The 13,134-nt window shown below is 65.7% G+C and carries 9 protein-coding genes and 1 tRNA gene; 6 read left to right on the forward strand and 4 right to left on the reverse strand.

Annotation, left to right across the window (positions count from 1 at the left end; genetic code table 11):
- Positions 1 to 133: 133 nt before the first annotated feature.
- From Mal64_RS20235 to gnd, 3 genes are all read right to left on the reverse strand, one after another.
- The gene (locus Mal64_RS20235) at positions 134 to 736 is read right to left on the reverse strand and encodes a riboflavin synthase (protein WP_231993823.1); all 603 of its coding nucleotides are present in this window, start codon (positions 734 to 736) and stop codon (positions 134 to 136) included.
- Between the two features lie 116 nt (positions 737 to 852).
- Positions 853 to 2,307 carry a glucose-6-phosphate dehydrogenase gene (gene zwf, locus Mal64_RS16980; RefSeq protein ID WP_146402523.1) on the reverse strand — a complete coding sequence of 485 codons (1,455 nt, stop codon included), beginning with the start codon at positions 2,305 to 2,307 and terminating at the stop codon, positions 853 to 855.
- Positions 2,308 to 2,401: 94 nt separating this feature from the next.
- Positions 2,402 to 3,844, reverse strand: coding sequence for a decarboxylating NADP(+)-dependent phosphogluconate dehydrogenase (gene gnd, locus Mal64_RS16985; RefSeq protein WP_146402525.1), 1,443 nt, complete (start codon positions 3,842 to 3,844; stop codon positions 2,402 to 2,404).
- Between the two features lie 251 nt (positions 3,845 to 4,095).
- Here gnd and Mal64_RS16990 point away from each other — a divergent pair, with 251 nt between their 5' ends.
- The 3 genes from Mal64_RS16990 to Mal64_RS17000 all read left to right on the forward strand — a co-directional run bounded on the left by Mal64_RS16990 (position 4,096) and on the right by Mal64_RS17000 (position 6,366).
- Positions 4,096 to 4,875, forward strand: coding sequence for a PEP-CTERM sorting domain-containing protein (locus Mal64_RS16990; protein WP_146402527.1), 780 nt, complete (start codon positions 4,096 to 4,098; stop codon positions 4,873 to 4,875).
- Positions 4,876 to 4,953: 78 nt separating this feature from the next.
- Positions 4,954 to 6,054: a sugar kinase gene (locus Mal64_RS16995; protein WP_146402529.1), complete on the forward strand. Its 1,101-nt coding sequence runs from the start codon at positions 4,954 to 4,956 to the stop codon at positions 6,052 to 6,054.
- Between the two features lie 45 nt (positions 6,055 to 6,099).
- Positions 6,100 to 6,366 (forward strand): hypothetical protein, encoded by a 267-nt coding sequence (locus Mal64_RS17000; protein ID WP_146402531.1) that lies wholly within the window; start codon positions 6,100 to 6,102, stop codon positions 6,364 to 6,366.
- Positions 6,367 to 6,399: 33 nt separating this feature from the next.
- Here the strand turns inward: Mal64_RS17000 and Mal64_RS17005 are convergent, their stop codons facing one another.
- Complete coding sequence (locus tag Mal64_RS17005) at positions 6,400 to 7,749, reverse strand: hypothetical protein (protein WP_146402533.1); 1,350 nt, start codon at positions 7,747 to 7,749, stop codon at positions 6,400 to 6,402.
- A gap of 343 nt (positions 7,750 to 8,092) precedes the next feature.
- Between Mal64_RS17005 and Mal64_RS17010 the strand changes: the two genes are divergently transcribed.
- The 3 genes from Mal64_RS17010 to Mal64_RS17020 all read left to right on the forward strand — a co-directional run bounded on the left by Mal64_RS17010 (position 8,093) and on the right by Mal64_RS17020 (position 13,023).
- Complete coding sequence (locus Mal64_RS17010; RefSeq protein ID WP_146402535.1) at positions 8,093 to 8,836, forward strand: hypothetical protein; 744 nt, start codon at positions 8,093 to 8,095, stop codon at positions 8,834 to 8,836.
- Between the two features lie 211 nt (positions 8,837 to 9,047).
- A complete protein-coding gene (gene metH / locus Mal64_RS17015) occupies positions 9,048 to 12,806 on the forward strand; it encodes a methionine synthase (RefSeq protein WP_231993825.1) in 3,759 nt (1,252 codons plus the stop codon).
- A 144-nt stretch (positions 12,807 to 12,950) separates the two neighbouring features.
- Positions 12,951 to 13,023 (forward strand) — tRNA-Lys (locus tag Mal64_RS17020).
- The last annotated feature ends 111 nt before the right edge of the window (positions 13,024 to 13,134 follow it).

Here is a 13,134-nt window from a genome sequence, read left to right on the forward strand (position 1 = left end):
CAACCGTATCCTGCGGGGCGACGCGATCCTAGCCCTGACGGCCCGCAAATTGCCATTCGACGCAGGGTTATGGGCCCGCGAGCTGCCGCTCCACGCAGTGTTATCGGCCTGCGAGCTGGCGCTCGACGCAGGGCTACCGGGCCGCGAGCTGGCGCTCGACGTACTTCGCCAGCAGGTCGGTCTCGATGTTCACCCGGTCGCCGACCCCGCGGGCGCCGATGGTCGTGGCGCCCAGGGTGTGGGGGATCAGGGCGACGGAGAAGCGGCCCCCCTCCTTGTTGTCTTCCACATCGACCAGCGTGAGGCTCACGCCGTCGACCGCCACCGAGCCCTTGCTCGCCATCTGGCGGATCTGCTCGGCGGGGACCTGGAAGTAAAACTTGGCCCACTCGCTGTCTTCCTCGCGGGCGTCGACCACGCCGACACAGTCGACATGCCCCGCCACGTAATGCCCGCCAAGCTGGTCGCCGGCCCGCAGCGACGGCTCGAGATTGACCCGGTCGCCCGCCTTCAGCTCGCCGAGCGTGGTGCGGGAGAGCGTCTCCTCGCCCGCCTGGAACGCCATGTCCACGCCCTCGCGGGCGACCACCGTCAGGCAGCAACCGTTCACACTAACGCTGTCGCCCAGCGCGACCGCCTCGGCGATCGCCCGATCGCGCACCGTGAGGCGCACACCGGGCCCCTCGGGCTCGATGGCGACGACTTCGGCGAGTGATTGAACAAGGCCGGTGAACATGGGGGGGAGCTTTCAGCGATCAGCTTTCAGCGGTCAGTTTTCTTGTAATCCCCTTCCCCTGGTTGGGAGGGGCTTAGGGAGCTGACAGCTGAACGCTGACAGCTGACCGCTTCTCATCACTTAATCACCGGGCAGATATCAAACCACTGCCGGCCTTCTTGGTACATCCACTCGGTGCTCTCTTCCGGACCCCAGAAGCCGGGGTCGTACATGTAGAGCGTCGGGCGGTCGCGTTCGGCCCAGGCATGAAGGATCGGGTCGCAGATCGCCCAGGCGGCCTCGACCTCGTCGGCGCGTGCGAACAGGCTCGCGTCGCCCTCGAGCGCGTCGAGCAGCAGCCGTTCGTACGCCTCGGGCATCGTGCCGCGAAACTCGCGCTGGTAGTTGAAGTCGAGGTCGGTCTGACGCATCTTCATGCCCTGGTCGGGCACTTTGGTCTCGAAGTGCATCTGGATCCCCTCGTTCGGCTGCACCTGGATCACGAGCCGGTTCGCCTCGGACACGCTGCGCGGGCCGTCGTCGAACAGCATGTGCGGCGGCTCGCGGAACTGGATCACGATCTGCGTCGTGCGGCAGCTCATCGCCTTGCCGCTCCTGAGGTAGAACGGCACGCCCTGCCAACGCCAGTTGTCGATCGACAGCTTCATCGCGGCGAACGTCGCCGTGCGGCTGCGGGCGTCGACCCCTTCCTCCGCGGTGTAGCCGCGGTACTGGCCGCGCATCGTGCTGGTCTTCACCTCGTCGGCCGACATCGTGCGGACCGCCTGCAGCACTTTCACCTTCTCGTCGCGCACCGGGTCGGCGGCGTAGCGGATGGGGGCCTCCATCGCCGTGATCATCAGCAGCTGCAAGATGTGGTTCTGGAACATGTCGCGCACCACGCCGGCCGAGTCGTAGTAGCCGGCCCGCTTGCCGACCTCCACCTCCTCGGCCACGGTGATCTGCACGTGGTCGATGTAGTTGCGGTTCCAGACCGGCTCGAAGATGGTGTTGGCGAACCGCAGCACCATCAGGTTCTGCACCGTCTCTTTGCCGAGGTAGTGGTCGATGCGGTAGACCTGGTGCTCGTCGAACGCGCAGTGGACGGTCTTGTTCAGCTCGCGGGCCGAGGCGCCGTCGGTGCCGAACGGCTTCTCGATCACGACGCGGCGCTCGCCGTTCGTCTCGTCGGCCAAGCCCGCCTTGCCCAACCGCTCGCACGCCTGCCCGTAGAACCGCGGCGCGGTCGACAGGTAATAGACGCGCGTCGAAGGCTCGCCCCCTTCGAGCTCGTCGAGGAAAGCGGCGAGCTTCGCGAAATCCTCGTCCTGGCCGATGTCGCCCGGCTGGTAGTAGATGCTCTGCGAGAACTCTTCCCAGAGGGCGGCGTCGAACAGGTCGCCGGTAAACTTTGCGGTGGTCTCGGTGAGCTCCTTGCGCCAATCCTCGTGCGAGAAGGGCGTGCGGCTCACGCCGACGATCTTGGCGTCCTCCGGCAGCCGCCCCTTGCGCCGCAGGTTGTAGAGCGCGGGGATCAGCTTGCGGCTGGTGAGGTCGCCGGAGGCGCCGAAGATGACAAACGTGTGGGGCATGGGGGATTAACCACAGAGAGCACAGAGGACACAGAGAAAAACACAGAGAGCACTCTCCGTGCTCTCTGTGTTCTCTGTGGTGAACTACTAAGCCTCACGAAGGGTCCTTACGCAGATCAAGCCACTCCGTGTGGAACATCTCCCCACGCGGCTTGTCGACGCGCTCGTAGGTGTGGGCGCCGAAGTAGTCGCGTTGGGCTTGCAGCAGGTTGGCCGGCACGGTCTCGCGGCGGAAGCCGTCGTAGTACGCCAGCGCGGTGTAGAACGCCGGGGTCGGGATGCCCAAGAGCGCGGCCTGCGACACCACGTGCCGCCAGGCGTCTTGCGCCTTGTCGACCGCCTCGCCGAAGTACGGCGCCAACAGCAGGTTTTCGAGCTTCGGGTTGGCGTCGAACGCCTCTTTGATGCGGTCGAGGAACACCGCCCGGATGATGCAGCCGCCACGCCACAGCATCGCGCAGTCGCCGTAGTTAAGCGGCCAATCGTGCTCGGCCGCGGCCGCTTGCAGCTGCACAAAGCCCTGGGCGTAGCTGACGATCTTCGAGGCGTAGAGCGCCTGGCGGACCTGCTCGATGAATTCCTTCTTGTCGCCCGAGTAGGCGGGGCTTGGCCCCTTGAGCACCTTGCTCGCCTTCACTCGCTCTTCCTTGCGCGACGACAGGCCGCGGGCGTAAACGGCCTCGGTCACTAGCGTGCTGGGGACGCCCAAGTCTAAGGCCAGCTGGCTCATCCACTTGCCGGTGCCCTTGGCGCCGGCGCGGTCGAGCACCTTGTCGACCATGTACGAGCCGTCTTCGTCTTTGACGCTGAAGATGTCGCGCGTGATCTCGATCAGGTAGCTGTCGAGCTCGCCGGTGTTCCACTCGGCGAAGACGTCGTACAGCTCGTCGTTCGAGAGCCCCAGGCCCTCTTTGAGCATGGCGTACGCCTCGCAGATCAGCTGCATGTCGCCGTACTCGATGCCGTTGTGCACCATCTTGACGTAGTGCCCGGCGCCGCGGGGGCCGACCCACTCGCAGCAGGGGATGTCGTTGTTCGGTCCGACCTTGGCGGCGATCGCCTGGAAGATCGGCTTGAGGATCGGCCAGCTGTCGGGCGAGCCGCCCGGCATGAGGCTGGGGCCCAGCAGGGCGCCTTCTTCACCGCCGGAGACGCCGGTGCCAGAGTAGAGGAAGCCCGCCTCCTCGACTTCCTTGGTGCGCCGCTCGGTGTCGGCGTAGTAGGTGTTGCCGCCGTCGATGATGATGTCGCCCGGCGACAGCAGCGGCTTGAGCGAGTCGATCACGGCGTCCACGGCCGGTCCCGCCTTGACCATGATCATGATCTTGCGCGGCGTGGCGCACGATTCGACGAGTTTCTCGAGCGTCTCGCAGCCGACGAACGCCTTGCCCTTGGCCCGGCCGTTGATGAAATCCTCCATCACGCTGGTCGTGCGGTTGTAGACCGCCACCTTGTTGCCGCGGCTCTCGACGTTCAGGGCCAGGTTTTCGCCCATGACGGCGAGGCCGATGAGGCCAAAATCGCAGGAATCAGCCACGGTGGGGGGGTCCTTTCGGAGCGTGGGGGGGAATCGCGTTAAGTCGTCTGTAGGGCTGATGATCGGTCTCTAGCGCCCTACGGTCAATACAGCGCGAGAGAGCGGGCCTCGGCTTTCGAGGCGGAATCACCCGTCAAAAGTGATAGCCCGCACAAGATGTGGGAATAAGTAGGCCGCGGCAAAGCGAACCGTGTAGCCTACCGCAATATCGGCTAAAACCCGTTTTCCTCCGACTTCGAACTGAGGTGCTTATGGCAGTCGCAACCTGCGGGGGATCACGATTCCTACCACCCATCTCCGCTCTAGGCCTGGCCGTGCTGAGTCTGGCCGGATTAGGGGTGGCGCCGACGGAGGGCCGCGCCTTCGTCACAAACATCTCCCAGACGGCCGAGGTCCGACTTGACGTCTTGGGCCAGCAGCCCCAAACGCTCAGTGACAACGGCTACGAGCCGAGAGACACGCTCCCCTCGAGCTTGATTGGAGCGGAGGTGCTCCAGCATAATTTTCTTGATCAGGCGCGGGCGACCACCTCCGTTGCCCCTTACGTTGCGACGATTAGCGAGCATTCGTCTTTCGGAGCCTTGGTGGCGGTGAACAGCTACGCGAGTATCGATCCCGGAGATGAAATCTCCAGCACCGCAACTTACGAGTACTCGTTCGAGCTCACGAGGCAGGCGACCTTTGTCGTAGCCCACTATCGGTCTTCTAGCCTTGAAATGGCTTTAGAGTTGGTCGGACCAACAACTCCCGACCTCAGCAACCTCGGCCAGCAAGGACATGCCTCCGGTCGATTGCTAGTGGGAGAGTACTCGCTGAGGGCCACCGCCACAGCCCAGCCCGATCCCGACTTCTATCTCGAACCTGGCTACGATCCGGGCACTCGGGCGAGTGAGTCCGCATGGCAGGTTTTTCTCTTTTCAATCATCGCCCCCGTCCCCGAGCCTGCCAGCGGCGCCTTGTTGCTAGGCGCGATCATGTTCGGAGCAGGGCTGCGAAGGCGAGGGTTGACCGCGGCGTCAGCGGCCCTTTGACGGTCCGCCCGAGCGGGTATATCCTGCGGTTTTCACCGTCTTACAGCCCGCTTCCTCCGTCTCGACGCAAGCCGCCTGATGCCCGCTCTCAACGTCCCCACGGCCGACCCCTCGAACGACAACCAGCTCGATTTCCTCTCGCTCGGCTCGCTCGTGACGCGGCTCGATCCGGGGATCCAGCCGTTCCGCCGCGCCCGCTCGCTCGACATCCACGTCTCCGGCGGCGAGTACAACGTGTCGGCCAACCTGGCGAGCTGCTTCGGCCAGCGCACGGGCGTCGCCACGGCGATGGTCGACTACGGCATGGGCGAGCTGGTGCAGGGCCGCGTGCGGGAGATGGGCGTTCGGCCCTTCTACAAGCACTTTGAGCACGACGGCGTACGCGGCCCGAACATCGCCACGGTCTACAGCGACCGCGGCCTCGGCGTGCGGGCCCCGGTGGTCTTCTACAACCGCGCCAACGAAGCGGGCGCGATGCTGGGGCCGGGCGACTTCGACTGGAAGAAGATCTTCAGCGAAACGAAGACTCGCTGGTTCCACTCGGGCGGCATCTACGCCGCTCTGGGCGCCAACACCTCCGACCTGATCATCGAGGGCATGAAGGCGGCCGGCGCCGCGGGCGCGATCCGCTCGTTCGACCTCAACTACCGCGCCAAGCTCTGGAAGACCCTCGAGGGGGGCGAGAAGCACGGCATCGAGCAGAACCGCAAGATCGCCGCCGAGCTCGACGTGCTGATCGGCAACGAGGAAGACCTGCAGTTGGGCCTCGGCTACGAGGGCCAGGACGTCCACGCCAAGTCGAAGCTCGACCCCGAGGCGTTCTTCGCGATGATCGAACGCGTGAAGGCCGATTTTCCTAATATCAAAGCCGTGGCCACGACATTGCGTGAAGTCGAGTCCACGAACCGCCACAACTGGGCCGCCGTGCTGTGGGTCGAGGGCGAGCGGTTCGTCAGCCCCACGATGAAGCTCGACGTGGTGGACCGCATCGGCGGCGGCGACGGCTTCGCCTCGGGCGTGATCTACGGCCTGCTCAACGGCGAGAAGCCTGAGCAGGCGCTCCGCTTGGGCTGGGCCCACGGCGCGTTGCTCACGACGTTCCCGGGCGACGTGTCGATCGCGCGGCTCGACGAGGTCGAGCAACTCGCCAAGGGCGGCACGGCGCGTGTGCAGCGCTGACCGCCACTGGATGTTGCGACTCTCGAGCGACGAGGGAGGCGAACGATGCCAGACGCCGATGTCACCCAGCTCTACGTGGTGCGCGTGGATGGCGCCGCCCGGCTGAGCAAGCTGCGCAGCAGCCGCACGCACGACGCCATGGAGTTGGCCGAAGGCTTTTTCCTGGTGCGCTCTACGGACACGCAGTCGCGTCTGTACCACGACCTGAAACGACTCGTTCAACCCGAGTCGCTGTTCGTGGGCAAGCTCGACGAGCGCCCGAAGTTCAAGGGCGTCGCCGCGGGTTCGCTCAAATGGCTCCGCGACGGTTGACGCCAGCCCGAGCGAGCTCGCCAGTCGTGCCGGCTAGGGGGCCAGACGCACCTCGACCTCGTCGATCGCTTCGAGCGGCGCCATGTACTTCTCATAGCCCGCCGTGCTTTGTTTTTCGCCGCCGCTGGAGCCACTGCCCCCGTGGCTCCGACCGATCGCAGAGTTATCGCCGATCGGACTCATCTCGATTCTTGCCGCGACCCCGCGCGTCCAGTAGGCGAGAGTCGTCACACGGTCGCGATCGTCCGGCTCGCCGTTTCGGGCTAGCACGGCGGCGCTGCGGCCGACGTTGGACGCCGCGCCGTTTGCCCAAGAGCCGCGCCGCACAGACAGCCTCACATCCAACGGCGCGAAGTCGGGCAGCATGGCGTCGAACTCCTCGCCGCCGATCGCCGCCCTAGCGACCGGGGGCGGCGCAAAGGGCCGCCCGCTTGCGGCCGGGAGCGGCACGTCGGCGAAAAAGAACTTGGTCGGCTCGGCATACGGACGGATGACGAAGTGGTCGATCTCGTCGGGCGACAGATCGATGAGTAAAGTTCGTTGCCCCCCTTCGAGCCTTTCGCCCATCCAGCCCGGCTCCGTTTCTTCACCATCGGCTCCTACCACGAGGATCGACCACGCGCCCGAGGAGGAAGGCGAAGTGTGGGCGCCGCTCAACTCATACAAGAAGGTGACGCCGCGGTGATCGAAGTCGGCGTGAAAGCCTTTCTTGGGGCGCCAGTTCCATTTGCCCTCGCGCCGGTCGATCAGGCGCATCCGTAGGCCCCCGCTGTGGACCCCGGCCCCGACGGTCGGATCGAGCGTGAAAGTCGGGCTGTCCGGCGGCCGGCTCTTGATGTCGAGCCACACGTCGACCGACTCGGGCAACTCTTCGCCCAGACCAAACAGCCGCACCACGTGGTTTTTTGTCACCCGACCCGGCGGGTAGTGGCGATACCCGAGCGGCGCCCGGTCCTCGCTCAAGATCCGGTGCGTCTGGTGGTCAAAGACGCGCAAGCGTCGCACCTCGAAATCGCCGGGAACGCAGGTCAGCTCCACCTGGGCCACATCGAGCCACGGCGCCGCGGCGAGGCAATCGGCAGAGAGGCTCGGCTTGAACGTTGCGGGCGCGTTCTCGGCGGCCCGAACCGTGCCGTCGCGGTCGTTGCGGACCATCGGTCCGATACGGATCGTGTTGCCCGGCGCGCGGTAGCCCGGGGCGTAGTAACTGGCTGCGTAGGTGCTGTCCGCCCTCTCGTAGAGTGGCATGCGGCTCTTCACGGTCGCCGCCCACCACCAGCCGAACGCACCGCAAAGCAACGCCACGACCGTGGAGAGGAGCAGCAGCGATCGCAGCGAGAATCGCAAACGCCGCGGGCGGGGGGCTGGAGCGGGGTCCTGCATCGCGGCTCGATCGGAAGTGGGAAAAAGTTGCTTATTGCGGCGTGCGGCCTCTCATGCTGCCCGATCGGTTGCGGTTTGTCGAACCTTCGGGGTAGTGATTACGATAGCCCGACCTTGTTTTGCGCAGCGCCCCTCTGGCCGATGGCCCTTATTTTACGACCCCCTCAAATGGCGCCTCGCTTGTGAGCTAAAGACCCCGAGGACCCACTAGAAACGCTGTGAAATAAGGGCCAATTTGTTTGACCCGCCAGTCTGGGCCGATTAAGTTGTTAGCCGGACCACCGGCGGTCTCATTGGCCGCATCGGGCCGACTCTCCCGCACTGCTACAACGACGAGCTCACCATGCCTTGCCTGCCTGCACTCTTCCGGTGTTACGGGTTTGCCGCTGCGATCGTGGCGTTGTTGGCCATGGGGCCGGCGTCGTGTCTCGCTTCGATCCAAACGTACATCGACGCAAGCGCTTTCGACGCCGCGGCCCAGGGGCTGCTGTACGGCATGGAGGATTTCGAGAACAACTCGCTCGGCGTTACGGGCGCTGTCCTTATGGATGGCCCGCTGAGCCCCTCGAGCACCGAGAGCCCATTCGGCGGCGGCATCGGTGTGCCGGTGGCGATTCAAGACAACCAGGGCGGCGCTGGAGCGGCGACCCCCGATCCCTCGCCTGCGGCTGGGCTGGCGGTGCTTAAAAACTTTGCTTGGGTCACATCGACCGCCGTGCTTTTTAATAGCAATAGCTCAAACTACAGCCTCGATCTGATTTTCGAGCCTTCCTCGCTCGTTCTCAGCGTTGGCTTCGACACCATCGTCAACGCGTCGGCGGACTTGGTGACCGTAACCGTGTTCGATACCTCGAACGCCGTGTTGGGGAGCTACACCGGGGTCGACGCCGCGGGCAACGGAACGGAGTTCTTCGGCGTCGTAGTCGGCGGCGGCGATTACATCGGCAGGATCAACATTGCCAGAGAGGGAGGCGGCATCGCCGGCGTGGACGATCTGTCTGTTTACGGCGCCACGCCCGAGCCGGCGGCGATCCTCGTCTGGGCGGGCATGATGGGCGTGGTCGCCTCGCTCCGCCGCGGGCGCTGAGCGACCTTTTGCCGCTTAGCCGGGTTCTTATCGGCCCATCCCCTCTCTTGTATTTCGTCCGAAGCGCCGCTTGCCGGTCTCTTCGTTGAAGCGGTAGCCGCCTAGGCCTGAACCGCATTTCTGGCGATACTGTCTTCCCCAGGGGTCGCTGCGCGTGCGGCGTACTCCTGCGACGACTCGCCCGTATCCCGCCGACACCGCCCGCAGGCCCATGCTGCTCGAAGCCACCACGGACAAGACCGAACAGATCGAATCGCTGCTCGCCGAGCGCATCCTCATCTTGGACGGCGCCACCGGCACCCAGATCCAGGCCCTGGGGATCGGCGAGGCCGAGGTCCGTGGCGAGCGGTTCGCCGAGCACCACAAAGACCTCAAGAACTTCGGCGACCTGCTCTGCGTCACCAAGCCGGAGGCGATCCTCGAGATCCACCGCCGCTACCTGACCGCCGGCTCGGACATCATCGAGACGAACACCTTCGGCGCGAGCCCCGTGGGCATGCTCGACTTCGACTTCGCGGGTGCGGGCCACGACCCCGAGGCATTGTGCCGCGAGATCAACGCCGCCGCCGTCAGGATCGCCAAGCAAGCTTGCGCCGAGTTCACCGACCAGAACCCCGACAAGCCGCGATTCGCCGCGGCGTCGATCGGGCCGACCTCCAAGCAGATGGCGATCTCGACCAGCGTCGAAGAGCCCGCGTCGCGCGACGTGACATTCGACCAGATGGTCGACTCGTACCAGATGCAGGTCACGGCGCTACTCGAGGCGGGGGTCGACCTGCTGATGCCCGAGACCGTGATCGACACGCTCAACCTCAAGGCGTGCCTGTTCGCCATCGAGCGGGCGTTCGCCGCCACCGGGCTGCGGGCGCCGGTGATGGTTTCCGGCACCTTCGACCAAGGGGGCGGCACGTTCGTCTCGGGCCAGTCGGTCGAGGCGTTCTGGAACGCGGTCGCCCACTTCCCGATGCTCTCGGTCGGCATGAACTGCGCGCTCGGTCCGGACGTCATGCGGCCGCACCTCGAGCAGTTGCAACGGGCGGCCGACTGCTGGGTCAGCTGCCACCCGAACGCCGGCCTGCCGAACGAGATGGGGCAGTTCGACTTGGGCCCCGCCGACATGGCGAAGATGGTCGGCGAGTACGCCGACAACGGCTGGGTGAACATCGTCGGCGGCTGCTGCGGCACCGGGCCGGAGCACATCGCCGCGTTCGCCGACCGGCTCAAAGAGGCCAAGCCGCACAGCCGCACGACGGTCGCCCCGCGCTTGCGCCTCAGCGGCACGCAGCCGATGGAGTTGCGCCCCGACTCGAACTTCCTGATGATCGGCGAGCGGACCAACGTGACCGGCAGCCGCAAGTTCGCGCGGCTGATCAAAGAGGAGAATTACGACGAGGCGATCGAGGTCGCCCGCGAGCAGGTGGCCAACGGCGCCAACGTGATCGACGTGAACATGGACGAGGGCCTCCTCGATTCCGAGGCGGTGATGACCAAGTTCTTGCGTCTGATCGCCGGCGAGGGCGACATCGCCGCCGTGCCGGTGATGATCGACAGCAGCAAGTGGACCGTCATCGAGGCCGGCCTGCAGGCCGTGCAGGGCAAGTCGATCGTCAACTCCATCAGTCTCAAGGACGGCGAGCAGGAGTTCCTGCGCCGCGCCGCCCTCTGCCGCAGCTACGGCGCCGCGGTGGTCGTGATGGCGTTCGACGAGGAGGGCCAGGCTGCCGACGAGGACAACAAAGTCCGCATCTGCGAGCGGGCCTACAAGCTGCTCATCAAGCCTGTGGACGAAGGGGGCGCCGGGTTCAATCCCCAGGACATCATCTTCGACCCGAACATCCTCACCGTCGCGACCGGCATCGAGGAGTACAACAACTACGCGGTCGATTTCATCGAGGCGACCCGCCGCATCAAGGCGGCCTGCCCCGGCGTGAAGATCTCCGGCGGGCTCTCGAACATCAGCTTCTCGTTCCGCGGCAACGACCCGGTGCGCGAGGCGATGCACAGCGTGTTCCTGTACTACGCCATCCAGGCGGGCCTCGACATGGCGATCGTCAACGCCGGCCAGCTCGAGGTGTACGACGAGATCGAGCCGCGGCTCAAGGAGCTGGTGGAGGACGTGATCCTCAACCGCACCCCTGCCGACGGCGGCGACCCGACTGAGAAGCTCGTCGAGTTCGCCGAAACGCTCAAAGGGCAGGGGGGCAAGCAAACTGTGCAAGACGACGCCTGGCGCAGCGGCACGGTTGAGGAACGCCTCAAGCACGCCCTTGTGAAAGGCATCGTCAAGCACATCGAGGAGGACGCCGAGGAGGCCCGCCAGCAGTACGACCGCTGTTTGCACGTGATCGAGGGCCCGCTGATGGCCGGCATGAGCGTGGTGGGCGACCTGTTCGGCGCGGGCAAGATGTTCCTGCCGCAGGTCGTCAAGTCGGCCCGCGTGATGAAGAAGGCGGTCGCCTACCTCATGCCTTACATGGAAGAGGAGAAGGAGCAAGACGCCGGCGGCGAAGCGACCAGCAGCGCCCGCGGCAAGGTGCTCATGGCCACGGTGAAGGGCGACGTGCACGACATCGGCAAGAACATCGTCGGCGTGGTGCTCGGCTGCAACAACTTCGAGGTGATCGACCTGGGGGTGATGGTCGCCGCCGAGACGATCCTCGACACCGCCGCCAAGGAAGGGGTCGACCTCATTGGCCTGTCGGGCCTGATCACGCCGAGCCTCGACGAGATGGCGCTCGTGGCCAGGGAGATGGAACGCCGTGGCCTGAAGACACCGCTGCTCGTCGGCGGCGCCACGACCAGCGCCAAGCACACCGCCGTGAAGATCGCCCCCGAGTACACCGGCCTCGTGGCCCACGTGCTCGACGCCTCGCGTTCGGTCGGCGTGGTCGAGAAGCTCATCAGCCCCGACTCCCGCGAGGTCTTTGCCGAAGAGAACCGCAAGAAGCAGGCCGACCTCGTCGCCAGCTACCGCAAGCGGCAGTCGGGCACGCTCGTCCCGTTCGCCAAGGCGTGCGAGAAGCACTTCGCGACCGACTGGGCCGCGGCCGACGTGCCAACCCCTTCGTTCACCGGCGTGCGCTTGCTCGAGGACTACGACCTGGCGGAGCTGCGTGAGTGGATCGACTGGTCGCCGTTCTTCATGACCTGGGAGATGAAGGGCAAGTACCCCGCGATCTTCAAGGACCCGAACCTCGGCGTCGAAGCCAAGAAGCTCTTCGACGACGCCCAAGAGCTGCTCGACCGCCTGATCGCCGAGAAGCTGCTGCGGGCGAACGGCGTGTACGGCTTCTGGCCCGCCAACGCCGTGGGTGAAGACATCGCGCTCTACAAGGACGGGTCGCGCCAGGACGAAGTCTGCCGGCTGCACTGCCTCAGGCAGCAGTGGGAGCGCAAGGGGCAGAGCGACTTCCGCTCGTTGGCCGACTACGTCGCCCCGGCCGACAGCGGCCGCGAGGACTACGTCGGCGCGTTTGCCGTCACGGCCGGTCTGGGCTGCGACGAGATGGCCGCCGAGTTCGACGCCGACCACGACGACTACAACTCGATCTTGGTCAAAGCCTTGGCCGACCGCCTGGCCGAGGCGTTCGCCGAGCGGCTCCACGCCCGCGCCCGCAAGGAGTGGGGCTACGGCAAAGACGAAAAGCTCTCGACCGAGGAGCTGATCAAGGAACGCTACCGCGGCATCCGCCCGGCCCCCGGCTACCCTGCCCAGCCGGACCACACCGAGAAGCGGACGATCTTCGAGCTCTTGAGCGCCGAAGAGCAGGCCGGCGTCAAACTCACCGAGTCGCTCGCCATGCACCCGGCCGCGAGCGTGTGCGGCGTTTACTTCGGCCACCCGGAGGCCCGCTACTTCGCCGTCGACCGCCTGACACGCGATCAGGTCGAGGACTACGCCCAGCGCAAGGGCTGGACGCTGGCCGAGGCGCACCGCTGGCTGTCGCCGAACTTGGGGTACGATCCCTGAGTCCTGGCGCTTGGGACGCCGCAGGCTTTTGCCCTGGGGGCCTCTGCGGTAGAATCCCAACTCGCCCGAGCGAGGGCCGATCGCGTGATCGGCCGTTCCAGGGGGCTTCGACGAACAGAAAACTCGTCCCGGCTAGGGGCGTTCGAGCCCGTAGCTCAGTTGGTAGAGCATCGGACTTTTAATCCGTGGGTCGCGCGTTCGAGTCGCGCCGGGCTCATTCTGTTTGCCTTTCTCTCTGTTTGCCTTTCTCTCTGTTTGCCTTTCTCTAGGCCCGCCCCTCGAAACACGGGTGGCGCCAGCACTCGGCCGGCGGGGCGTAAGCCCCCGG

The sequence above is a fragment of the Pseudobythopirellula maris genome, from assembly GCF_007859945.1.
Classification (GTDB): Bacteria; Planctomycetota; Planctomycetia; order Pirellulales; family Lacipirellulaceae; genus Pseudobythopirellula; species Pseudobythopirellula maris.

Coding starts and splice junctions, on each gene's coding strand:
- Mal64_RS20235 (WP_231993823.1), bottom strand. CDS start 736: ATGTTCACCGGCCTTGTTCAATCACTCGCCGAAGTCGTCGCCATCGAG.
- zwf (WP_146402523.1), bottom strand. CDS start 2,307: ATGCCCCACACGTTTGTCATCTTCGGCGCCTCCGGCGACCTCACCAGC.
- Mal64_RS16990 (WP_146402527.1), top strand. CDS start 4,096: ATGGCAGTCGCAACCTGCGGGGGATCACGATTCCTACCACCCATCTCC.
- Mal64_RS16995 (WP_146402529.1), top strand. CDS start 4,954: ATGCCCGCTCTCAACGTCCCCACGGCCGACCCCTCGAACGACAACCAG.
- Mal64_RS17000 (WP_146402531.1), top strand. CDS start 6,100: ATGCCAGACGCCGATGTCACCCAGCTCTACGTGGTGCGCGTGGATGGC.
- Mal64_RS17005 (WP_146402533.1), bottom strand. CDS start 7,749: ATGCAGGACCCCGCTCCAGCCCCCCGCCCGCGGCGTTTGCGATTCTCG.
- Mal64_RS17010 (WP_146402535.1), top strand. CDS start 8,093: ATGCCTTGCCTGCCTGCACTCTTCCGGTGTTACGGGTTTGCCGCTGCG.
- metH (WP_231993825.1), top strand. CDS start 9,048: ATGCTGCTCGAAGCCACCACGGACAAGACCGAACAGATCGAATCGCTG.